Origin of the sequence: Streptomyces sp. NPDC050534 (genome assembly GCF_044457745.1) — a bacterium.
Classification (GTDB): domain Bacteria; phylum Actinomycetota; class Actinomycetes; order Streptomycetales; family Streptomycetaceae; genus Streptomyces.
Genome location: NZ_JBITHF010000010.1, coordinates 156,994 through 178,142, shown reverse-complemented (window position 1 = coordinate 178,142; position 21,149 = coordinate 156,994). Strand labels below are relative to the sequence as shown.

The 21,149-nt window shown below is 71.8% G+C and carries 20 protein-coding genes and 1 tRNA gene; 13 read left to right on the top strand and 8 right to left on the bottom strand.

What is annotated here, in order from left to right; all coding sequences use genetic code 11:
• Window positions 1-92 precede the first annotated feature (92 nt).
• Together ACIBN2_RS30900 and ACIBN2_RS30895 are read right to left on the bottom strand one after the other, a co-directional pair.
• On the bottom strand, window positions 93-1,553 hold the full coding sequence (locus tag ACIBN2_RS30900; protein ID WP_399139245.1) for an exopolysaccharide biosynthesis polyprenyl glycosylphosphotransferase: 1,461 nt from the start codon (window positions 1,551-1,553) through the stop codon (window positions 93-95).
• A gap of 20 nt (window positions 1,554-1,573) precedes the next feature.
• Window positions 1,574-2,698, bottom strand: coding sequence for a glycosyltransferase (locus ACIBN2_RS30895; RefSeq protein ID WP_399139244.1), 1,125 nt, complete (start codon window positions 2,696-2,698; stop codon window positions 1,574-1,576).
• Between the two features lie 359 nt (window positions 2,699-3,057).
• Between ACIBN2_RS30895 and ACIBN2_RS30890 the strand changes: the two genes are divergently transcribed.
• Window positions 3,058-3,387 (top strand): hypothetical protein, encoded by a 330-nt coding sequence (locus ACIBN2_RS30890; RefSeq protein ID WP_399139243.1) that lies wholly within the window; start codon window positions 3,058-3,060, stop codon window positions 3,385-3,387.
• Window positions 3,388-3,818: 431 nt separating this feature from the next.
• Here the strand turns inward: ACIBN2_RS30890 and ACIBN2_RS30885 are convergent, their stop codons facing one another.
• From ACIBN2_RS30885 to ACIBN2_RS30870, 4 genes are all read right to left on the bottom strand, one after another.
• Window positions 3,819-4,139 carry a hypothetical protein gene (locus ACIBN2_RS30885; protein WP_399139242.1) on the bottom strand — a complete coding sequence of 107 codons (321 nt, stop codon included), beginning with the start codon at window positions 4,137-4,139 and terminating at the stop codon, window positions 3,819-3,821.
• A gap of 59 nt (window positions 4,140-4,198) precedes the next feature.
• Window positions 4,199-4,516, bottom strand: a complete 318-nt coding sequence (locus ACIBN2_RS30880; protein WP_399139241.1) for a hypothetical protein — start codon at window positions 4,514-4,516, stop codon at window positions 4,199-4,201.
• A 62-nt stretch (window positions 4,517-4,578) separates the two neighbouring features.
• On the bottom strand, window positions 4,579-4,899 hold the full coding sequence (locus tag ACIBN2_RS30875) for a hypothetical protein (protein ID WP_399139240.1): 321 nt from the start codon (window positions 4,897-4,899) through the stop codon (window positions 4,579-4,581).
• 455 nt (window positions 4,900-5,354) lie between these two features.
• A complete protein-coding gene (locus ACIBN2_RS30870; RefSeq protein WP_399139238.1) occupies window positions 5,355-5,741 on the bottom strand; it encodes a hypothetical protein in 387 nt (128 codons plus the stop codon).
• Window positions 5,742-6,017: 276 nt separating this feature from the next.
• Here ACIBN2_RS30870 and ACIBN2_RS30865 point away from each other — a divergent pair, with 276 nt between their 5' ends.
• The 6 genes from ACIBN2_RS30865 (at window position 6,018) to ACIBN2_RS30840 (ending at window position 10,357) form a co-directional block, all read left to right on the top strand.
• Window positions 6,018-6,773: a beta-glucanase gene (locus ACIBN2_RS30865; protein WP_399139237.1), complete on the top strand. Its 756-nt coding sequence runs from the start codon at window positions 6,018-6,020 to the stop codon at window positions 6,771-6,773.
• Between the two features lie 106 nt (window positions 6,774-6,879).
• Window positions 6,880-7,539 (top strand): hypothetical protein, encoded by a 660-nt coding sequence (locus ACIBN2_RS30860; RefSeq protein ID WP_399139235.1) that lies wholly within the window; start codon window positions 6,880-6,882, stop codon window positions 7,537-7,539.
• Window positions 7,540-7,794: 255 nt separating this feature from the next.
• Window positions 7,795-8,298, top strand: coding sequence for a DUF5949 family protein (locus ACIBN2_RS30855; RefSeq protein WP_399139233.1), 504 nt, complete (start codon window positions 7,795-7,797; stop codon window positions 8,296-8,298).
• Window positions 8,298-8,879, top strand: coding sequence for a vitamin K epoxide reductase family protein (locus tag ACIBN2_RS30850; RefSeq protein ID WP_399139231.1), 582 nt, complete (start codon window positions 8,298-8,300; stop codon window positions 8,877-8,879). Before ACIBN2_RS30855 ends, ACIBN2_RS30850 begins: the two co-directional genes overlap by 1 nt.
• A gap of 109 nt (window positions 8,880-8,988) precedes the next feature.
• Window positions 8,989-9,504, top strand: coding sequence for a tyrosinase family oxidase copper chaperone (locus ACIBN2_RS30845; RefSeq protein ID WP_399139229.1), 516 nt, complete (start codon window positions 8,989-8,991; stop codon window positions 9,502-9,504).
• Window positions 9,488-10,357, top strand: a complete 870-nt coding sequence (locus ACIBN2_RS30840) for a tyrosinase family protein (protein ID WP_399139228.1) — start codon at window positions 9,488-9,490, stop codon at window positions 10,355-10,357. The genes ACIBN2_RS30845 and ACIBN2_RS30840 overlap by 17 nt, the downstream gene beginning before the upstream one ends.
• Before the next feature lie 40 nt (window positions 10,358-10,397).
• Here the strand turns inward: ACIBN2_RS30840 and ACIBN2_RS30835 are convergent, their stop codons facing one another.
• Window positions 10,398-11,357: a D-2-hydroxyacid dehydrogenase family protein gene (locus ACIBN2_RS30835; RefSeq protein WP_399139226.1), complete on the bottom strand. Its 960-nt coding sequence runs from the start codon at window positions 11,355-11,357 to the stop codon at window positions 10,398-10,400.
• Between the two features lie 161 nt (window positions 11,358-11,518).
• Between ACIBN2_RS30835 and ACIBN2_RS30830 the strand changes: the two genes are divergently transcribed.
• From ACIBN2_RS30830 to ACIBN2_RS30815, 4 genes are all read left to right on the top strand, one after another.
• Window positions 11,519-11,881 carry an ArsR/SmtB family transcription factor gene (locus tag ACIBN2_RS30830; RefSeq protein ID WP_384249513.1) on the top strand — a complete coding sequence of 121 codons (363 nt, stop codon included), beginning with the start codon at window positions 11,519-11,521 and terminating at the stop codon, window positions 11,879-11,881.
• Complete coding sequence (gene mgtA / locus ACIBN2_RS30825; RefSeq protein WP_399139224.1) at window positions 11,874-14,552, top strand: magnesium-translocating P-type ATPase; 2,679 nt, start codon at window positions 11,874-11,876, stop codon at window positions 14,550-14,552. Before ACIBN2_RS30830 ends, mgtA begins: the two co-directional genes overlap by 8 nt.
• 79 nt (window positions 14,553-14,631) lie before the next feature.
• The gene (gene tatA, locus ACIBN2_RS30820; RefSeq protein ID WP_399139223.1) at window positions 14,632-14,829 is read left to right on the top strand and encodes a Sec-independent protein translocase subunit TatA; all 198 of its coding nucleotides are present in this window, start codon (window positions 14,632-14,634) and stop codon (window positions 14,827-14,829) included.
• A gap of 199 nt (window positions 14,830-15,028) precedes the next feature.
• Complete coding sequence (locus ACIBN2_RS30815) at window positions 15,029-16,780, top strand: LCP family protein (protein ID WP_399139221.1); 1,752 nt, start codon at window positions 15,029-15,031, stop codon at window positions 16,778-16,780.
• 65 nt (window positions 16,781-16,845) lie between these two features.
• Here the strand turns inward: ACIBN2_RS30815 and ACIBN2_RS30810 are convergent.
• Window positions 16,846-16,921: transfer RNA gene (locus ACIBN2_RS30810), tRNA-Arg, on the bottom strand.
• A gap of 320 nt (window positions 16,922-17,241) precedes the next feature.
• On the opposite strand from ACIBN2_RS30810, the gene ACIBN2_RS30805 reads away from it, so the two are divergent.
• A complete protein-coding gene (locus ACIBN2_RS30805) occupies window positions 17,242-18,849 on the top strand; it encodes a dynamin family protein (RefSeq protein ID WP_399139219.1) in 1,608 nt (535 codons plus the stop codon).
• A 3-nt stretch (window positions 18,850-18,852) separates the two neighbouring features.
• The gene (locus ACIBN2_RS30800) at window positions 18,853-21,057 is read left to right on the top strand and encodes a GTPase (protein WP_399139218.1); all 2,205 of its coding nucleotides are present in this window, start codon (window positions 18,853-18,855) and stop codon (window positions 21,055-21,057) included.
• The last annotated feature ends 92 nt before the right edge of the window (window positions 21,058-21,149 follow it).

The following is a 21,149-nucleotide window of genomic DNA, read 5'->3' as shown; positions in this document are numbered from 1 at the left end:
GCCACGACGGGCAGCACGGGAGCGACCCGGCCGAGCGCCGCCGGCGACGGCACGAACGGGACGGAGGCCGCCGGGGGAGAGCTCACCCGCGCTCAGCTCCCCGTCGGCCGCACGAACAGCACCGCCGTGCGCACCAGGATGCAGATGTCCTGCCACAGCGACCAGTTGTCGATGTAGGCGTTGTCGAAGCGGCACCGGTCCTCGATCGAGGTGTCGCCGCGCAGCCCGTGGATCTGGGCGAGCCCGGTGATCCCGGTCCGCATCCGGTGCCGCTCCCGGTAGCCCGGATGGGTCTGGCTGAACACGGCGACGAAGTAAGGCCGTTCGGGCCTCGGCCCGACCAGGCTCATGTCGCCGCGGCACACGTTCCACAGCTGCGGCAGCTCGTCCAGCGAGGTGCGGCGCAGGAACTGGCAGAAGCGGCTCATCTCCTGCTCGTTCGCCACGCTCCAGCGGGTCGCCGCCTCGTGCGCGCTGGCGGGCCGGTGGGTGCGGAACTTCAGCAGGGTGAACGGCCGCCCGTCCTTGCCGATCCGTTCCTGCCGGAAGACCACGCCGGGCCCGTCCATGACCCGCAGCACGACCGCGCACACCAGCAGCACCGGGCAGACGAGCAGCAGCAGCGAGCCCGACAGCACCAGGTCCAGCACCCGCTTGCCCAGGCCACCGCGCCTCGGTCCGCCCGCCGGCCACAGCAGCCTTCGCGAGAAGCCCGCCAGCTGCCCGGCACTCTCCCGCCGCCCGCCGAAGCCGTACGACGGCGAACCGGCGTCCAGCTCCCACAGCGCGCAGCCGTACGCGGCCAGATCCCGCAGCAGAGCGGTCCGTTCCACCCGGGTGGCGGGCCCCACGACCAGCACCGTCTCCACACCGTTCTGGATGACCGCGCGGTGCGTCTCCTGGTCCGTGGTGAGCACCGGCAGCTTGGGTCCCTCGCCCGAGTCGGTGAGGACGTCGAGAGGGTTGGCGACCAGGCCCACCGGCCTTACGCCGCAGCCCGGTTGGCGCAGCAGCGCCGCCGCGACCGGCCGGGCCGCCGCGACCGGTCCGACGACCAGTGCGGGCTCGGGCCGGCGCCGCGCGGCCCGGCGTCCGAGCGCCGCGCGGCCCGCGCAGGCCGTCGCGCAGTGCACGGCGAACGCGCCGGCCAGCACGGTCAGCGGCAGCGGCCGCAGCGGGGACAACGCCGCCACCGCCGTCCAGCCGACGGCGATCCGCCCGCAGACGGCGGGCAGTTCGTCGAGCACACCGCGCACGAAGGCGGTGTCGTACAGACGGGCGCGCCGGTTCAGCGTCATCACGCCGAGCGCCAGCAGGGCGATGACCAAGGGGTACGCGAGGGCCCCGGGCACGACGAGCGCCCCCAGCAGCGCGGCGGCGGAGTCGACGAGGGGCAAGAAGATCCGGGAGGCACGCCGCGGACGGCGGCGGCTGCGTCCGGCTGGCAGTCGGCGTCCGGCCACGGGGCCGCGCGGCGCGAGGACGGAGACAGCGCGCGCTGCCGCCCGCGGATGCTGCCCCGCAGGAGGGGGAACGGTACTTTCCGCAGTCATCAGGTGATGCACTTCCTGCTCTAGTTGGATACGACGGCCGGCGTGACGACGACGCCGGGCAAGGCGCGGTACACGTCGATCACGGCGTCCGTCGCGTGTCGTAGATCGTGAGCGGCGAGCACGTGCCGGCGGCCCTGTGCGCCCAGCGCCGCGCGCAGCGGCTCGTCCCGCAACAGCGCCGTCGTCGCCCGCGCCAGCGCGCCGGGGTCCTCCGGCTGCACCAGGCAGTGCTGCACGAACTCCGGCGGAAGGCTCTCGCGCGCTCCGTCGACGTCCGTGACGACGACCGGCCGGGCGCAGGCCATGGCCTCCAGCGGGGCGAGGGCCATGCCCTCCCAGCGGGACGGCAGCACCACGACGTCGGCGGCGCGGTACCAGGGGGCGGCGTCGGCCGCGGCACCGGCGAAGGTCACCGAAGCGGGCGCGGAAGCGCGCAGGCGGTCCGCGTCGGGACCGTCGCCGACCAGCACCAACCGCGCGCCGGGCAGCCGCCGCACCACCTCGGGCCAGGCCCGAAGCAGCACGTCCTGCCCCTTCTGACGGCACAGCCGGCCCACGCACACGACGAGCGGCCCCGTCCCGGACCCGGCGCGGTCACCCTCCGGACGGAACCTGAGGGTGTCGACCCCGTTGGGGACCACCTCCCAGGCCGCGCCGATCCCGCACCGCTCCCCGGTGCGCCGCTCGGCCTCGCTCACGCACAGCACGCGCGTCGCCCATCGTGCCCCCCACCGCTCCCAGCTCAGCGCCACACGCGCGACGACACCGCCCGCGGCCTCGAACGACCAGGCGTGCGGCTGGAAGACGGTGGGGATACGGCCGCGTACGGCGAGCCGGGCCGCGAGCCCCGCCTTGGCGCTGTGCGCGTGCACCAGATGCGGCCGCACCGCGCGCAGGATCCCCGTCAACTGCCGTACCTCACCGGGCAGCCGGTGCCCCGGCGAGCGGGTCGCGTCCCAGCGCAGCACCGTGCAGCTCTGTGCGCGCAGCGCGTCCGACAGCGTGCCACCCACCGGACAGGCGACGGTCACCCGCAGCCCCGCGGCGAGCTGAGCCGCCACCAGGTCCGTCACGACCCGTGCGACTCCGCCCTCGACGGGCTGGGCGACATGCAGGACGTGAGGGACGCGTGGGGAATTACTCATGAGCGACGCTGCCCTTCCGAACAAAAGAGTCCGAGCCGGGGGCCAAGACGTGCGGCTCGTGTTCTTGATATAAAATCCCGCACTCGTTCGAGAGCGTGCGTTCCGTTGTTCAACCGGCATCGCTGAAATCACGAGGTGAGCCACTCTAGCCGCTCAACCCTATTTATCCGCGAACCCGCCAACTGTGTCGGAATGGTGGCGTTTCCATGGGCTATTTGTCATCTTCGGCCACCCGTTTGGAGCAGCGTCCGCCGCAGGTCCGTTCGTATGAGTTCCTCGAACTGCAGGCGACAGGGTTTCCAGGACGTCCGCCCCTCGTTAGGCGGGGGGAAGTAGGGCTTACAAAAGAAAGGCACACGATGAAGACTCTGAAGGCTGCCGCCGTCGTCGCAGGCTCCCTTGCCGTGGCCGGCGTAGCCGTGCCGGCTGTCGCGCTGGACATGCCGGCGCAGGGCCTGGTGGACAGCGGAAAGAGCGTCGCGAGCGGCGTCCCCGCGGCAGCCAAGGTGTCGACGAACTACGTGGGCAAGGACGTCGAGCAGGTGGCGCAGAACGTGAAGGACGGCGTGAAGTCCAGCGTGAAGGGTGCAGGAGTGAAGACCCCCGTCGTCGGCGGCGCCCTGCCGCAGCCCGCTCTGCCGGGTTCCGTCGACGGGCAGCTGCTCGGCGGCCTTCCGCTCGGCAAGTAGCCGACAGGGGGCGGTACTTCCCGCCCTCGGGTTCGACGATCAGGGCCGGCTCCATTTCCGGGAGCCGGCCCTTCGGTATTTCCCGGGGGAGCGCGATCTCAGTGCGCTGGGCCAAACGAAGGACAGGGAGTGACCGCCGGCAGCACGGTTCCGTTGGTCTTGTTGGAACAGCCCGGCGTGGACCGCATTGCGGAGCGCCGGCAGGAATGTCGTGGCGGACGGGCGCCTTTCCTCCTTGTTGGCCGCCCCTTCCGAGCGACGAACCTGCCGGACTTCGCCGGCCGCCTCCTGACCGCGGGGCCTGTCAGCGTCATACTCAGCAGACGCAGACAGGCCCCGCGGCCTTTTTCCGTCCGTGCGACCAGGGCACGGAAAAGCCGATGGCGGCCCACCGGAGAGTTCCGGCGGACCGCCATCGGGCGAAAGGCAGATCAGAGAATCAGGCCACCCACGTACGGGGCGTTCTGCGACTGGTCGACCTTGGCGGTGTTGCACGCGGCGTAGTGCGAGTTCGGGGCCAGGATGACACCCAGAACGGCACCGTTGGACCACGGAGCGATGCAACGACCATCGACAACCGTGCCGTTGACGACGGCAACGCCCTGCTGGGGAGCGTTCACGACGACCGGCGACGACGAGAAGCCGTTGCCACCGGTGACGTCGGTGTTGTTGTCGCTGGCCGCGGCAGCCCCACCGGTCGCGAGGACGATGCCGGCGGCGAGGGCGGAAATGGCCGTAACCTTGTTACGCATAAGATGCGCCTTTCGGTGGGCAGTTGGGGATTTCCGTGTTCCGAATGGCTCGGAACAGGTCAGAGGAGCAGGCCGCCCTTGTAGGCGGCGTTCTGCGACTGGTCGATGTCCGCCGTGTTGCAGGCGGCGTAGTGCGAGTTCGTGGCGAGGACGCCGCCGAGGACGGCTCCGTTGGACCACGGCGCTACGCAACGCAGGTCGGCAACCGTGCCGTTGACGACGGCGACACCCTGCTGGGGGGCGTTCACGACGACCGGGGACGACGAGAAGCCGCCACCACCCTTGACGGTGGTGCAGTTGTCGGCCGCGGCGGTGCCTGCCGCAGCGAGGACGACGCCCGCGGCGAGGGCGGAAATGGCCGTAACCTTGTTACGCATGAGTTGCGCCTTTCAGGGCTGAATGTGGGTGTTGCACCTGATCCGATGTGCTCGGGCAGGGGTCAGAGGAGCAGGCCACCCGCGTACGGGGCGTTCTGCGACTGGTCGATCTGGTCCGTGTTGCACGCGGCGTAGTGCGAGTTCGGGGCGATGACGCCCGCGAGAACCGCTCCGTTGGACCACGGCGCGATGCAACGGCCGTCGACGACCGTGCCGTTGACGATGAGAACACCCTGCTGCGGGGCGTTCACGACGACCGGGGACGACGAGAAACCGCCACCACCCTTGATTTCGGTGTTGTTGTCGTGAGCCGAAGCAACGCCGACGCTGCTGACCACAGCGCCGAGGGTGAGGGCAGTGATGACCGCGAACTTCCTGGGCAACTCAGTTCCTTCCTCAATTCACGGTTGCGCACGCTTGCATACCAGGAAACCTTGATATGCGCGCATAAGTCACGGGAAGAGCGGCTAAACAGGGCTGATTCCATCGGATGGCGCAATGTAAGGCGCCCCGGAGGTGTCAACGAGGAATGCAGAGGGAATCCTTGCGGCCCATATGAACGACAATCCGAATGGCGAGCGCGGCGGCCGACGGGGAAAGGGCCGTGGCGCTCCGGGCCGGGACGAACTGCGCGCGGGGTCGTACGAACCGGAGGCCGACGCGTCTCCGGCCCACCGGAAGGGAGAGGGCCGGTGGGCCGGAGAGATGCTGCGTGGGATCCGGGGTTTCGGTCCGCCGGGTCCTGGGCGCGGTGTCGGTCTTGGGTCACGGCCGCGAAAGCGTCGTGAAGCCGTGAGGGCTTTCGCCGGTGCTGCCGACTCCTACGGTCTGCGTGGTGTCACTTGCCGAGCAGGCTGCCGAGGCCGGCGGCCGTCGGTGCCTGCAGCGGGTGGACCTGGACGGAACCCCGGCCGGCCGGGTTGTGCACGGGGATGGTGGGCTTCTTGGCGGCGTTCGGGTCCATGCCGTCCAGGTAGACGCCGGAGGCGCCGCCCGACGGCTTCTCGTCGAACGCGCTGCCGTTGGTGATCTTGCCGTCGCGGGCGATGCGCGTGACGACGTCGGCGGCAGGAACGACCGCCGGAGTGACCTTGGTCGGCGACATGACACCGAGCAGACCGGCCGAGGGGGCGGGCGCGGCGGCGGCCGATGCCGCGGCGGCGGAGCCACCCACGAGCCCCGCGCCGATGGCCAATGCAGCAGTGGTGAAAACTGCCTTCTTCATGATTCACCTCGGTTGAAAGTTACCTCTGATCCGACGGCTGGAGAACATAGCAGTGGATGCGCTGCGCAAATCGACGCGTTACTCCATACGCATGAAATTCGGAGGAGTGAGAATGCTTTCCGGCGGCGCCTTGCCGAGGGATTCACATCGTCGGTGAATCGATTGATCGTATGGTGCGCCGGATGTCGGCCGGACGGGTAGTCCGGAGGGGGAATTCCAGCGGGGTCTCCGGTACTTCGGCGGGGCCGGCCGCCGAACGGCCCTACCCTCGCGGCCATGACCGCCGACAGCAGCAAATACACGCCGGCCGCGTCCTCCGCAGGAGCCGCCGGGTTCACCGGATCGGCCCTCGGGAAGTCGCTCGTCTGGTCGGAGGAGTTCGACATCCCGATCGCCTGGGGCGCGAGGTGGGTCGGCGACAGGACCAGCGCCTATCGCTACGCGAACCACAACCCGGACGACAACAAGCTCGACTGGCTCGACCCGGGCTGCGTGAAGGTGTCGGGCAGCGTGGCCACCTTCACCGCCACCCCGGCCCACCACACCCTCGAGAACGGCCGGCAGGCCTGGCGCACCGGCCTGCTCACCACCGAGTACTCCGACGAGGGCTTCCAGGTGCGTACCGGCGACTACGCGGAGGTCCGCGTCAGGCTGCCGCACCGGGCGGGCGCCTGGCCGGCGCTGTGGACCTGGAAGGACGGCGGGAACGAGGTCGACACCTTCGAGTACCACCCGGACAACCCGCATCTGCTGGAGCTGTCCAACCACGTCAACGACGCCTGCACGTACTACACCGACGCCGACGCGGTCGTCCCGGACCGGTGGGTGACCCTCGGCAGTCACTACGGCGCGCGTTCCGTCGACTGGTACGTGGGCGGCGAGCGGGTCTTCCGGGACGGCACCGGAGTGGGCCACGGCTGGTCGGCGTACCTGATCCTGAACCTCTCGCTGTGCGCGGGCGATTACCACCCGGCTCCCTCCGGCACGGGGCCGGTCACCTTCGCCGTGGACCATCTGCGCGTGTACCGCTGAGGGGTTCGGCCGACGGCCGTCCCTCCAACGGGGCGTCAGCGGTTGCAGGCCGCGACGGGCGATCTCACCGTGGGTTCAAGATCCGACGCATTCGAAAGGAACACCCATGCGTGGTCTGTCCGCACGGCGTATCGCGGCCACCGCCGTCTGCGCCACCCTTCTGGTCGGCATCACCGGCCCGGCCGCCGTCGCGGCCGACACGGTCCGGGAAAGCACCCATGCCGCGTCCCGAGGGGCCCCCGTCCCGGGCGCGGACGCGCTGCTCGCCCAGGTCAAGAGCCTCGGCGATCTGGGCAGTGTGCTCACCCCGGTCTCCGCTCTGCTCAACGCGGTACTGAAGGCCGACAACGGCCAGCTCTCCGCCGACGAGGCGCAGAAGCTCATCGCGGCCGTGAAGGACGCCATCACCAAGATCACCACGCCGGCCTCGACCCTGCCCGGTGCCGCGACCGCGCCGGTCGCGCCCCCGAACTCCACGGTGGCTTCGCCGGTGAAGCTGCCGTCCCTGTCGCAGCAGGGTGCTCACGGGAGGACGCCTGCGCCCAAGGACCTCAAGGCCGATGCGCTCGCCGGTCTGCAGAAGGCGCTCGACACCCTGCTCGCGGCCGTGACCTCCGGCGATGTGAGCAAGGTCGTCCCGGCGGTGACCGGCGTGCTGACCTCGGTGGTCAACTTCCTGGCCGCGACGCTGCTCAACAGCGGGCTGCCCGCCCCGAACCTGCCGGGCCTGCCCGCCCTGCCCTCGCTGCCGTTGCCGGTGGGGTGATGCTCCGGATGCGCCTTCGGTGATCCGGTGATCAAATGAAGTGAAGTGAGTTCGTGCACTCCGCCGCCGGGCCGTCTCCCAAGACGGTCCGGCGGCGGCGTTTTCACGGTCGTCGCCCTGCGGGGATCTCATATGTCTTCCGGGCGCGGGGTTTCCGGCCCGGACGGAAGTCGTTGAGCGTGGCACCAGCTTTTCCCGGGGCGGCGTCAGGCGCCGCGAAAGGAACATGATGACGCTTCTGAAGGAAGTGACGCGGTGACCTCCACCCCGAGCGAGACGCGTCCCTTCGACCTCGCGCACCTCGGCACGCTCGTCCTGCTGCCCTGGAGCAGCGGGGCCGCCGACGGTGCCGACATGCCGTATCTGCTGGCCTACTCCCTCGGGGACGCCGAGGGCGGTCCTGAGACGACGGCCGCCGCGGTCGAAGGGCTGCTGGCGAGCAACGGGCTGACGGCCGGCGGAGTACTCGTCGACGGCACCGCCGCCGGGACCGGTCTCTCCGTCACGCTGCGCGTCGAGGGCGGGGAGGCCGTCGTCGACATGCCGCAGCTGGGCGCCCGGTGCGCCGCCCCGCCCGCCTGGCTGACGGCCATCGCCGAACGCGGTTACGCCTATCTCGTGTTCACCACCCGCCCGTGGCCCGAGGGCAGACCCGGTCTGCCGATCGAGACGGAGGCGCTGACCACCTTCGTCGGCGCCGAGCAGACCCTGCGGGCCGCCGCACACGTCGTCCTTCCGGCGCAGGGCCCGCGCGCCTGATGCGGCGGGCCGGGAACGGCCCCGCGTTCGCCGTGCTGCTGGTGCTCACGGGCGCGGCGGGGCTGCTGGCCTCCTGGGTCATCACCATCGACGAGTTCAAGCTGCTGAAGAACCCCGCCTTCGTCCCGGGGTGCAGCCTGAACCCGGTGGTGTCCTGCGGCAGCGTCATGAAGAGCGCCCAGGCCTCGGTCTTCGGGTTCCCCAACCCGATGCTGGGCCTGGTGGCCTACGCCGCCGTGATCTGCGTGGGCATGAGTCTGCTGGCCGGCGCGGAGTTCCCCGGCTGGTACTGGCTCACCTTCGAAGCGGGCTGTCTGTTCGGGATCGGGTTCGTGTCCTGGCTCCAGTTCGAGTCGCTGTACCGGATCAACGCACTGTGCCTGTGGTGCTGTCTGGCCTGGGCCGCGACGATCCTGGTGTTCTGGTACGTGACGTCCTTCGTCGTGCGGGCCGGCTTCCTGCCCGCGCCGGGTCCGGTGAAGAGCTTCCTGGCGGAGTTCACCTGGGTACTGCCCGTGCTGCACATCGGCGTCGTCGGCATGCTGATCCTGACGCGCTGGTGGGACTTCTGGACGAGCTGACTCCTCCAGGGTGCCAGGACAGGGCCGTTTGGCCGTATCGGTGGTGACGGTGCGGCCCGACCTGTGGTTAACCGCTGCGGACATCAAGATCTGTCCGAAGGAGTGAGCCATGACGGTCAGTGCTGACGACGGGGTGCCGAAGGGCGCGGAGCCGGAGACCGGTGTCCGGGCGGACCACGGGCCGCAGCGGCGGCCACGGCGGGTGATAAGGCGCGGGCTGCTCGCCTCCGCCGTGGCCCTCGCACTCGCCCCGCTCGTCGCCGCCTCGCGCGCCCCGCGGCCGGGGGCCGGTCACGAAGGTCCTGGGGACGTGAAGGAGGAGGCCTTCGACGAGGTGTACCGCGGCCGTCGTATCAAGGGCACGCCGCTGCCCGGCCAGGCGTGCGGGTCCGAGGGCTGTGGGTGGCAGGTCACCGTGGACGGGCATCCGTTGCATCTGATGCGCCGTGCCGACGGCACCTGGCTGACCATGGTCGACCACTACAGCTCGTACCGGACCTCGCTGGAGGCGACCCGGGCGGCCGTCGACGAACTCGGGCCCGGGCGGCGGCTGCGCGATCTGGCGCCGGGCCCGTTCGGCGAGCGGGACGCGCACATGGGGGGACATCATGGCGTACGTGCGTAAGAACGTCGGCAAGCTGACGCCCGACGAGCGGCGGCGGTTCGTCAACGCGCTGCACGAGATCAAATGGCGGGGCGTGTACGACGAGTTCGTACGGCTGCACATCGAGTACTACACCGCCGACGGCGACAAGGGCCTGCGCGCGGCGCACATGGGACCCTCCTTCCTGCCCTGGCACCGGCGCTTCCTGCTCGATCTGGAGAGGGCGCTGCAGCGGGTCGACCCGTCGGTGACGGTGCCGTACTGGGACTGGACGCGGGACCGTTCGACGACGGCCACGCCCTGGACCGACGACCTCCTCGGCGGGAACGGGCGCAGCCCCGACCGCCAGGTCGTCAGCGGGCCGTTCGCCTATGCGCAGGGGTACTGGCCGATCAAGGAGGGCGTCACCGACGGCGCGTTCCTCACCCGGGACCTCGGACGCCCCCGGTACCCCATCGACCTGCCGACGAAGAGCGACCTGGACGCGGCGCTCGCCGACAAGGTCTACGACACCTCGCCCTGGGACTCCACCTGCACCAAAGGGTTCCGCAACAAGCTGGAGGGGTGGGGGACCGGCCAGGACCACGTCACCTGGCGCAACCACAACCGCGTCCACCGCTGGGTCGGCGGCCTCATGCTCGGCGGGGCCTCCGTCAACGACCCCGTGTTCTGGCTGCACCACGCCTTCGTCGACATGCAGTGGACCCGGTGGCAGCAGCGGCACCGGAAGAGCGCGCGCTATCTGCCGGCCGCTCCGCCCGGGCCCGGCGACGACCAGCGCGGGCGGATCGTCGCCCGGGACGAGCGCATGCCGCCGTGGGACGTGACACCGCGCGAGATGGAGGACGTGAGCCGGATCTACCGGTACGCCTGACCGGGCCGGGTCCGTGGTCGGGCCTGACCCGGCCGGGGGTTCAGCCCAGGCGCCGTACCGGTGTTCCGTCCAGGAACGCGCGGATGTCGTCCACCGCCTCGCGGTAGTACGTCTCGTAGTTCGACCGCGACACGTAGCCGAGGTGCGGGGTGGCGAGCAGGCGGGGGGCCGTGCGCATCGGGTGGCCGGCGGGGAGCGGCTCGGTGTCGAAGACGTCGACGCCCGCGCCGGCGATACGGCCCTCGTGCAGGGCGGCGAGCAGGGCGTCCTGGTCGACGATCGCGGCGCGGGAGGTGTTGACCAGGTAGGCCGTGGGCTTGAGGAGGGCGAGTTCGGCGGGGCCGAGCAGGCCGCGGGTGCGGTCGCTCAGGGCGAGGTGGACGGAGACGTAGTCGCTGCCGGACAGCAGCTCCTCCTTGGAGGCGGCGAGGTGGACGCCCACCTCGCCGGCGTACTCCTTGGTGAGGTTCCGGCTCCAGGCGCTGACGTGCATGCCGAAGGCGAGGCCCACGTGGGCGACCCGGCTGCCGATCTTGCCGAGGCCGAGCAGGCCGAGCCGGCGGCCGTGCAGGTCGGCACCGACCGTCTGCTGCCAAGGCCCGCCGGAGCGCAGGGAGTTGGTCTCCTCGACGATCCCGCGGGCCAGCCCCAGCAACAGGGCCCAGGTCAGTTCGACGGGCGGGGTCGAGGTGCTCGCCGTGCCGCACACGGTGACGCCGTGGGCGTCGGCGGCGGCGTAGTCGATGACGCTGTTGCGCATCCCGGAGGCGACGAGGAGCTTCAGCCGGGGGAGGCGGGCGAACAGGGAGGCCGGGAAGGGGACCCGTTCGCGCAGGGTGACGGCGATGTCGAAGTCGGCGAGGGCGGCGGCCAGTTCGTCCTCGCCGGCGAAGTGCTCGGGGAAGCTGACGGTCTCCACCCGGTCCGCCACGGGCGACCAGTCGGCGACCTCGGTCGCGACCTGCTGGTAGTCGTCGAGCACAGCGCAGCGCAGCCGCACGGCGGGTCCCTTCGTCGGTGTCTCGGTGCAGGCCAGTAATGGTCCCGCAAGAAGAGATCACGTGCGCCTCTGTCCACAGGGGCCCGGACGTGCTCGTACGGACACCTAGACTGAAGCGGCGCGGTGCGGCGCGCGGAACAGGGCGGGACGGGAGTAGGACTGTGGCGGCAGACACCGGTGGCTTCGAGGATCCCTCCGCCGAGGTGCTCACGGAGGCGGCCGCCGCCTTCGGGCTGCTGGCGTCCTCGGCCCGGCTGCACATCGTGTGGGCGCTGGCGCAGGGCGAGAGCGACGTCACGCATCTCGCGGACCGAGTCGGCGGCGCGCTGCCCGCGGTCAGCCAGCATCTGGCGAAGCTGAAGCTCGCCGGACTGGTGCGCTCCCGCCGCGAGGGCCGGCGCCAGATCTACTTCGTGGACGACCCTGACGTCGTGACCGTGGTCCGGGTGATGGTGGGCCAGCTGTCGGCGCGGGCCGAGGGGGCGTCCGCGTCCGTGCACAGGCTGCGCGGCACCGGTGGCTGACAGCGCCGCGGCCCCGGAACCCGCCGACGGCGCATCCGTCGGGCGGGTCCCCGGCGCGGTGGGGGAGCCCGGTGCGGCGACCCTGCTCCAGACGCTGCGGCACCTGGACAGCGGCCCGCGCGGCCTGACCGAGGCACAGGCGGCGGAGCGGCAGGCCCGCGTCGGCCCCAACACGCTGCCGGGGCGCCGGGAGTCCTCCTGGCCGACGGCGCTGCTGCGGAGTCTGCGCGATCCCTTCACCGCCGTACTGCTCTGCCTCGGCCTGGTCTCGGCGGCCGTCGCCTCCTGGGGCACCGCGTGCGTGATCCTCCTGCTGGTCGCGGTCAGCTGCGCGCTGCGGGCGTCCGGAGAGCACCGGGCCGACCGGTCCATGGCCGGGCTGCGCGGCCTGGTCGCCACCACGGCCACGGTCCTGCGCCGGGACGGGGAGGACCTCCCGCCGAACGTGCGGGAGCTCCCCGTGGACGAGCTGGTGCCCGGGGACGTGATCCGGCTCGGCCCGGGCGACCTGGTCCCGGCCGACGTACGGCTGCTGCGCGCGCGGGGGCTGACCGTGCATCAGGCGCCGCTCACCGGCGAGTCGGCGCCCGTGGCCAAGGACGCAGGGGACGCGGCGGTCACCGCGGGCGGCGGTGGATTCGACCGGCCGCAGCTCTGCTTCCAGGGCAGCAGCGTGGCCTCCGGGAGCGCCACCGCGGTGGTCGTGGCGACCGGCGCGCGCACCCGGTTCGCCGCCGCGCACAGCGGTGATGAGGACCGGCGGGAGGCCAGCGCCTTCGACCGGTCCGTGCACGGGATCTCCTGGATCCTCATCCGGTTCATGCTGCTGACCCCGCCGCTGGTCCTCATGGCGGGCGCCGCCCTGCGCGACCGCGGCCCGGAGACGCTGCCGTTCGCCGTCGCGGTGGCCGTCGGACTGACGCCGGAGATGCTGCCCGTCATCGTCACCCTGTGCCTGGCGCGCGGGGCCTCGCTGCTCGCCCGGCAGCACGGGGTGATCGTCAAGCGGCTGCCCGCGCTGCACGACCTGGGCGCCGTCGACGTGCTGTGCCTCGACAAGACCGGCACGCTCACCCAGGACCGGCCGGTCCTCCACCGAGCCCTCGGCCCCGACGGACGGGACGACCCCGAGGTGCTGCGCTGGGCCGCGGTGAACGCCTGGTGGACCCTCCAGCTCGCCGACCTGCCCGCACCGGACGCCCTCGACGACGCGGTGCTCGACGCCGCCGGCGAGGACGACGTCATGCCCTTCGACGGCGTGGCGGCCCTGCCCTTCGATCCGCTACGGCGCCTCGCCACGGCCGTCGTCCGTACGCCGGGCCGGCCGGCCGTGCACACCCTGGTCGTCAAGGGAGCCGCCGAGGCCGTACTGGAGCGCTGCGTCCTGGCGGACGAGGAGCGCGCGGAACTGCTCACGCTCGCCGCACGGCACGCGGACGAGGGGCTGCGGGTGCTGGCGGTCGCCGCCGCCGGGCGCACGGCACGCACGCGTGACTACACGCCGGTCGACGAACGGGGCCTGGAATTCCGGGGGTTCGTCACCTTCAAGGACGCGCTCGCGCCGAGCGCCGCCGCGGCGCTGCGGGTCCTCGCGGGGCGGGGCGTCTCCGTCCGGGTCCTCACCGGCGACCATCCGGGCACCGCGGTGCGCGCCTGCCGGGACCTGGGCGTGGACGTGCCACAGGGCGGCGTCCTGACCGGTGAGCGCGTCGACGGACTCACCGATGCCGAACTGGCCGAGGTTGCCGCCCGTACCGTCGTCTTCGCCCGCTGCGCCCCCGAGCACAAGGCCCGTGTCGTCACCGCGCTGCGCGCGAGCGGGCACACCGTCGGCCACCTCGGCGACGGGGTCAACGACCTGCCCGCCCTGCGCGCCGCGGACGTGGGCATCGCACCGCGTGACGCCGTGGACGTCGCCCGGGAGAGCGCGGACCTGGTCCTCGCCGAGAAGGACCTCACGGCGATCGACCACGCCATCGCAGCCGGCCGGTACGCGGGCGGCAACATCGCCACGTATCTGCGCATCACCCTGTCCTCCAACCTCGGCAACGTCATCGCGATGCTCGCGGCCGGCCTCCTGCTGCCCTACCTGCCGATGCTCCCGGCGCAGGTGCTGGCGCAGAACCTCTGCTTCGACACGGCCCAGCTCGCCTTCGCCCACGACCGGCCGCATCCTTCGGTGCTGCGCCGTCCGACCGTGCTGCGCCCGCGCCAACTGCTGCGCTTCATCACCGGCTTCGGCGTCCTGAACGCGATCGCCGACCTCGCCACCTTCGGGGTGCTGGCGTTCGCCCTGAGCGGCTTCGAGGGGCTGGCCGACGCCTCGGCGTTCCACTCCGGCTGGTTCACCGAGAACCTGCTCACGCAGGCGCTGGTGATGGTGCTGCTGCGCGCCGGGCGGCGGCGTTGGGGCCAGGGCGGCCCGGGTCCGATCGGCTGGGCGGCGGGCACGCTGGCCGCCGTAGGGCTGCTGCTGCCGGTGTCGCCGGTGGGGTCGCTGCTCGGGCTGTCGCCGTTGCCGCTGCTGTACTACCTGCTGCTGGCGGCCGTACTCGCGCTGTATGCGGTGGGGTTGGTGGCGGTCCGGGCGCGGGAGGAGCGGAGGCCGCAAGAACAGAGGCCGCAAGAACGGAGGCTGGAGGAACGGGAGCCGGGCGAGTTGAGCTTGTAGCGCCGATCCGGAACCCGGTTCTCTTGGTTGTACAGTTGCGCAATGTAGCAACCATTGACCGTGGAGAGGGGTGGGCGGGATGCTCCGCAACGGACTGGAACCGTGGCACCTGCTGATCGTGGCGATCGTCATCATCTTGCTGTTCGGATCGAAGAAGCTGCCCGAGGCCGCCCGCGGGCTGGGCAAGTCGATGCGCATCCTCAAGAGCGAGGCGAAGGCGATGAAGGACGACGAGGGCGCCGTCCACTCCGTGCCCGGGGACGGCACGGCCAACTGAGCGCGGGAGACGGGGGACCCGCTCTGTAACCGCGTTGTCGCAGCGTGTGGCTGTGGTGTAAACCACATGCGCACTCAGACACAGTTGCTATATTGCGCAATCATCCAATCCGTGGGGTGCGCCCTGACGTGCGGGGCGGTGTCCTGCTCCCGGCCGTCGCGCCGGCGGTTGGCGTCGGCCAGAGCAGAGGGAGTGGGACTTGAGCGACCCCTGGGGCGAAGGCCACGGCCGTGCGGCCACCCGTGCCCGCTCGGCCGCGCGTGACAGGTCCTCCGTACGCGATCGCTCGGCGCCCGTGCCGCGCCAGCGCCACGCGGACGACGGCGGACCTCATCGCGGGTCGCACGGAGGCAGGGCGGCCGCCCGGCAGGCGGCGCACTCCCGGGGGCGCCGCGCGAGCCGGCGGGCCAGGCCCGCCGCCCGGCGCAGGAGGTTCGCCCGCATAGCCCTGCTCACGGTGTCGGCGCTGATACTGGTCACCGCGGGTGCGGGAGCGTGGCTGTACGAGCACCTGAACGGCAACATCAACAGCGTCTCGCTCGACGGCAAGGGCGGCCAGGAGAAGGCGGACGCCTTCGGCCGGACCCCGATCAACCTCCTGGTGATCGGCTCGGACGGCCGGAACAACGCCACCGACTGCAAGCTGGGCGGCGGCTGCGGCTCGGCGAGTTCGACCGCCGGGCACAACGCGGACGTCGAGATGGTGGTGCACGTCTCCGCGGACCGCTCCAACGCTACGGTGATGAGCATCCCGCGCGACACCATGACCGACGTACCCGCCTGCAAGGACTCGGACACCGGTCAGTCGACGTCCGGCTTCCACGGGCAGATCAACAGCGCGCTCCAGTACGGCGCGGCCTGCCAGGTCGACACCGTCCACCAGCTCACCGGCATCACCATCGACCACTTCGTGATGCTCGACTTCTCCGGCGTGGTGAAGATGTCCGACGCCGTGGGCGGGGTGTCGGTGTGCGTCAGCGACAACGTCTACGACACCTACTCGCACCTGAAGCTGTCCAAGGGCTCGCACACCCTCAAGGGTCAGGCGGCCCTCGAGTTCGTGCGCTCCCGGCACGGCTTCGGCGACGGCAGCGACCTGGGCCGTACGGTCTCCCAGCACCTCTTCCTGGGCGCCATGATCCGCAAGTTCAAGAGCGCGGGCACCCTGGCCAACCCGGCCAAGGTCTACTCGCTGGCCGACGCCGCCACCAAGGCGCTGACCGTGGACACCGGCCTCGGCAGCGTCAGCAAGCTCGTCGACCTGGCGACCGACCTGAACAAGGTGCCGTCGAAACGGATGACGTTCACGACGATGCAGACGGCCGCCGACCCGACCAACTCCGACCGCGTCGTACCGGCGGCAGCCGCGAAGTCGCTGTTCGCGACCATCGCCAACGACCAGTCCCTGACGTCGAGCAACGGCAAGAAGAAGGCCGCGACGTCCGCGTCCCCGTCCGCCGTCGCCACCGTGCCGGCCTCCGGGGTCGCCGTGGAGGTCGAGAACGGCACGACCACCGCCGGACGCGCCTCGGTGATCGCCCAGGCTCTCACCGCCAAGGGCTTCAGCCAGAACACGACCACGGGCAACGCCCCCGAGCAGTCCTCGAAGACGACGATCACCTACGGCCCCGGCCAGAAGGCCGAGGCCCAGACGGCCGCCGCGGCGCTCGGCCTGCCCGCCTCGCACGTCACACAGGGCGGCACCGCCGGCGTGGTCCTCGTCATCGGCAGCGACTGGCCGACCGGCACCGCGTACGGCTCCTCGGGCGGCTCGTCCTCCGGCCCCGCGGACACCCACGCGGCGGTGGCCGACGCCCACGCCCAGACCGCCGACAAGGCCAAGAGCTGCGCCAAGGTGAGCCCTTACAAGACAGTTCAGATCAACGGCGTCCCGATGACACCGGCGCAGGCGTACGCGGCGGCCGCCACGAAGAAGGACTCGGCGCCGTAGCGGGCCCGGGTGCGGCTCCGCCGCCCCGGCCAGCAAAAAGCCCTCCCGAGGGGGAGGGCGGAGACTGGCGCCCCCGGCAGGACTCGAACCTGCGGCCAAGCGCTTAGAAGGCGCCTGCTCTATCCACTGAGCTACGGGGGCCGGGTGTATGGCCTCTGTCGTGGTGCCCGGGTGTGGGCTGATCCGTGACGTTGCCGGGGACAAGGATAGGGCTCCCGCGTCCATGCCCCTGTTGCTTCGCCTCCGTGGCTCAATGTGGAGGTTCGGTGAAGCGGTCCTGATAATCGCAGGCAGGTACGAATCGTGCACCGCTTTTGGCCTCTCGCGCACCGGGTGTTGTGCACTCGTTATGCCTGGACTGTGCCTGCGTCCCAGTCATCCCTTCCGTCCCTTGTGTCCTATCGGCGCGCAGACATGCTCATATGCTTCAGAATTCCCCTAAAATTGGGCATTCTTCGCATGTGGTGACCTTGGACGTACGGCCTCAGCTGCTCGACGCACTCTCCGCCCTGCGCGACCGTGTCGCCGCCGCTCGCTTCCCGCTGCCCCTTGCCGGGGCTCCACGCGCGCGTGCCAACCGCGACGAACTGCTCGCACAGCTCGACGACTACTTGGTGCCCCGGTTGAAGGAGCCCGAAGCGCCTTTGCTGGCCGTGGTGGGCGGTTCCACCGGTGCCGGCAAGTCGACCCTCGTCAACTCGCTCGTGGGGCGGCGCGTCAGCGAGGCGGGCGTGCTGCGGCCGACCACGCGGACACCGGTGCTGGTATGCCATCCGGAGGACCATCACTGGTTCAGCGGGATGAGGGTGCTGCCCGACCTCACCCGCGTGTGGGTGCCCCATCAGGACGCCGGGGACGAGCTGTTGCTCCCCGGGGAGGACCCCGCGCGCGTACTGCGCGTCGAGACCGCCGACACGATGCCGCGCGGCCTCGCCCTCCTCGACGCCCCCGACATCGACTCCCTCGTCGCCGACAACCGCGTACTGGCCGCCGAACTGGTCTGCGCGGCCGACATCTGGATCATGGTCACCACGGCGGCCCGGTACGCCGACGCCGTCCCCTGGCATCTCCTGCGCACGGCCAAGGAGTACGACGCCACCCTGGTGACCGTTCTCGACCGCGTACCGCACCAGGTCGTCTCCGAGGTGTCCCGGCAGTACGGCGCACTGCTCACCAAGGCCGGCCTCGGCGACGTGCCGCGCTTCACGGTGCCCGAACTGCCCGAGTCCGCCTGGGGGAGTGGGCTGCTGCCGGCCACCGCCGTGGCCTCGTTGCGGACCTGGCTGGTGCACCTGGCCCAGGACCCGGCCGCCCGGCAGCACGTCATGGCCCGTACCGCACAGGGGGTGCTCAACTCCCTCAAGGCGCGGATGCCCGAACTCGCCAGTGCCGCAGCCGCCCAGTACGCGGCCGCCCTCCGGCTCACCTCCGCCGTCGACACGGCGTACGACAGCGAGCACGCGCGCGTGCGGGGGCGGTTGCAGGCCGGCGCCGTGCTCGCGGGGGACGCGCTGAAGCGGTGGCGCGCGTTCCCGCTGGACTGCTCCGCCGGCGAGCTCCTCGACGCGCTCGTGGAGAGCCTGGCGGCCCTCCTGCTGTGCTCCGTCGCCGCCGCCGACGAGCGCGTCGAGGACGCCTGGCGGCGCGAACCCGCGGCGCGCGCACCGGAACTGAGCGAGCGCGACCCTTCCCTGGAGAGCGCCGAGCACCGCATCGGGATCGCCGTACGGCGTTGGCGGCGCGAACTCGAGGAGTTCGCCGAGGAGGAGGTGCGCGAACTCGACCGCAACGTCGCGCCGGACCCCGAACTCATCGCCGTGCTCGTCGCCACCGTGCTGCTGGGCGGCCGCCGGGCGCGATCGGCCGGTGAGGGGCTCGCCGAGCGGATCGGCGCGCACGGGGCGCTGCGGCTGCGCGACCGCGGCGGGCGGCTGCTCACCGAGCACCTCGACCGGGTCATGCACACCGAACGCGAGCGCCGCCTCGCGCCACTCGACGCCCTCGACGTCCACCCCGAGTCCCAGGCCGAACTCATCGCCGCGCTGTCCGTACTGCAGAAGGAGAGGTGACCGGTGACTGCCGTCACTGACCAGGACCACACGGATCACGCCGATCAAGCAGGCGACAAGGGCGCCACCGGGGACGAGCGTCCCGATGAGCGCGCCTCCGGGAAGGACGCGTCCGGGACGAAGCCATCCGGAGAGGACACCGCCGAGGCGGCCGATTCGGGGCAGAACTCCTCCGGGCAGCGTTCCTCCGCGGACGGAGCCTCCGCCGATGCCGGCAAGGGCGCCTCCAGGAAGGGCACTTCCGAAGGGGGCCCTTCCGGAAAGGGCAACACAGGGAGGCGCATTTTCGGGAAAGGCGGAAAGGGGCGCTCCGGGGAGGCGGACGTCTCGGGGCGCGACTCCGACGGCGGCAGACGTGACCGAAAGCGCCCGGAGAAGGACGGCGCCCGGGAGAACGACGGCCACGCGCGCGTGGAGCGCGGCGACACCTCCCGTCGCGGGGGCTCGGCTCGTACGGACTCCGCTCGTAACGACGCCTCCCGTACGGACGCCACGGACTCCGGCGGTTCCTGGGACGACGGGCTGATCGCGCGGCGCGTCAGCGAGGAGAGCGCCGGGGCCGCGCACGTTCTCCCGGTGGAGACCCGGGGGTACGGCGCCCAGGTGGCAGGACCGCTCGTGTACGACGCCCCCCTGCGGTCGCGGCTGGAGGCGATGCGGGAACTCGTGGGGCTCTCGCGCACCCGGCTCGACAGCCGGACGCTCGCCGAGGCCGGCCGGGTGCTGGACGAGGCGGCGGCGCGGCGCCGGCTGTCCGGGCAGCACACCGTCGTCGCCATCGCGGGCGCGACGGGCAGCGGCAAGTCGCAGCTCTTCAACGCGCTCGCCGGGGTGCCCATTTCGGAGACCGGCGTACGGCGCCCCACCACGGCGATGCCGATCGCGTGCAGTTGGAGCGACGGCGGGGCGAGCCTCATCGAGCGGCTCGGCATCCCGCCCCGGCTGCGCCGGCGCCCGCTGCAGAACCCCGAGACCGAGGCGCAGTTGCGTGGGCTCGTCCTGGTCGACCTGCCTGACCACGACTCGGCCGCCGTGCAGCACCGTGAGCAGGTGGACCGGGTCCTGGCTCTCGTGGACGCCGTCATCTGGGTCGTCGACCCCGAGAAGTACGCGGACGCGATGCTGCACGAGCGCTACCTGCGGCCCATGGCGGGACACGCGGAGGTCATGTTCGTCGTCCTCAACCAGACCGACCGACTGCCCGGCGAGGCCACCGAACAGGTCCTCGACGACCTGCGGCGGCTGCTCGACGAGGACGGGATCGCGCTGGGCGAGTACGGCGAACCCGGGGCGACCGTGCTCGGGCTGTCCGCGCTCACCGGGGAGGGCGTCGGGGATCTGCGGGAGGCGCTCGGGCAGTTCGTGGCGGAGCGCGGGGCGCCCGCACGCCGGATCTCGGCCGACCTGGACACCGCCGCGGCGGGGCTCCGGCCCCTCTACGCCACACGGCGGCGGACCGGCCTCAGCGAGGAGGCACGGGACGAGTTCGCCGCCCGGCTCGCGGACGCGGTGGGTGCCTCCGCCGCGGGCGAGGCGGCCGAACGCGCGTGGCTGCGCAACGCCAACCGCGCTTGCGGAACGCCATGGCTGCGCCTGTGGCGGTGGTACCACGACCGGTCCGAACCGGCCACGGGGCGGGTGCCGTTGCGTGCCCAGACGGACGAGGAGGCCACGGCGCGCCAGCGGGTCGAGCAGGCGGTACGGACGCTGGCCGACCGGGCCTCGACCGGGCTGCCCGCACCCTGGGCCCAGGCGGTGCGCGAGGCGGCCGTACGCGGCTCCCAGGGGCTGCCCGAGGCGCTGGACTCCCTGGCGACACGGACGGGCCTGCCCCCGGGCCGGCCGCCGCGGCCCGGCTGGTGGCCGGCGGCCGTACTGGTCCAGGCGTCGATGACGCTTCTCCAAGTCGTCGGCGGGCTCTGGCTGTTGGGGCAGATCATCGGGTTCATGGCACCGAACCTCGGGGTGCCGGTGCTGCTGATGCTGGCCGGGATCGTCGGGGGGCCGATCGTCGAGTGGAGCTGCCGCATGGCGGCACGCGGACCCGCTCGCCGCTACGGCACCGAGGCGGAACGGCGTCTGCGGGAGGCGGCCGCCGGATGCGGGAGAGCCCGGGTGCTCGATCCGGTGGCGGCCGAGCTGCTGCGGTACCGGGAGGTGCGCGAGCAGTACGGGCGGGTGACGGGGGTCGGAACGGCCGGAGTGTGACGGCCGGTCTCTCGCCACATGATCACTCGTCAAGGTGACGAAGTTATCCACAGGCGGTGGACGGTCCACAGGGCTCAGCGGGCTCGGCCCGG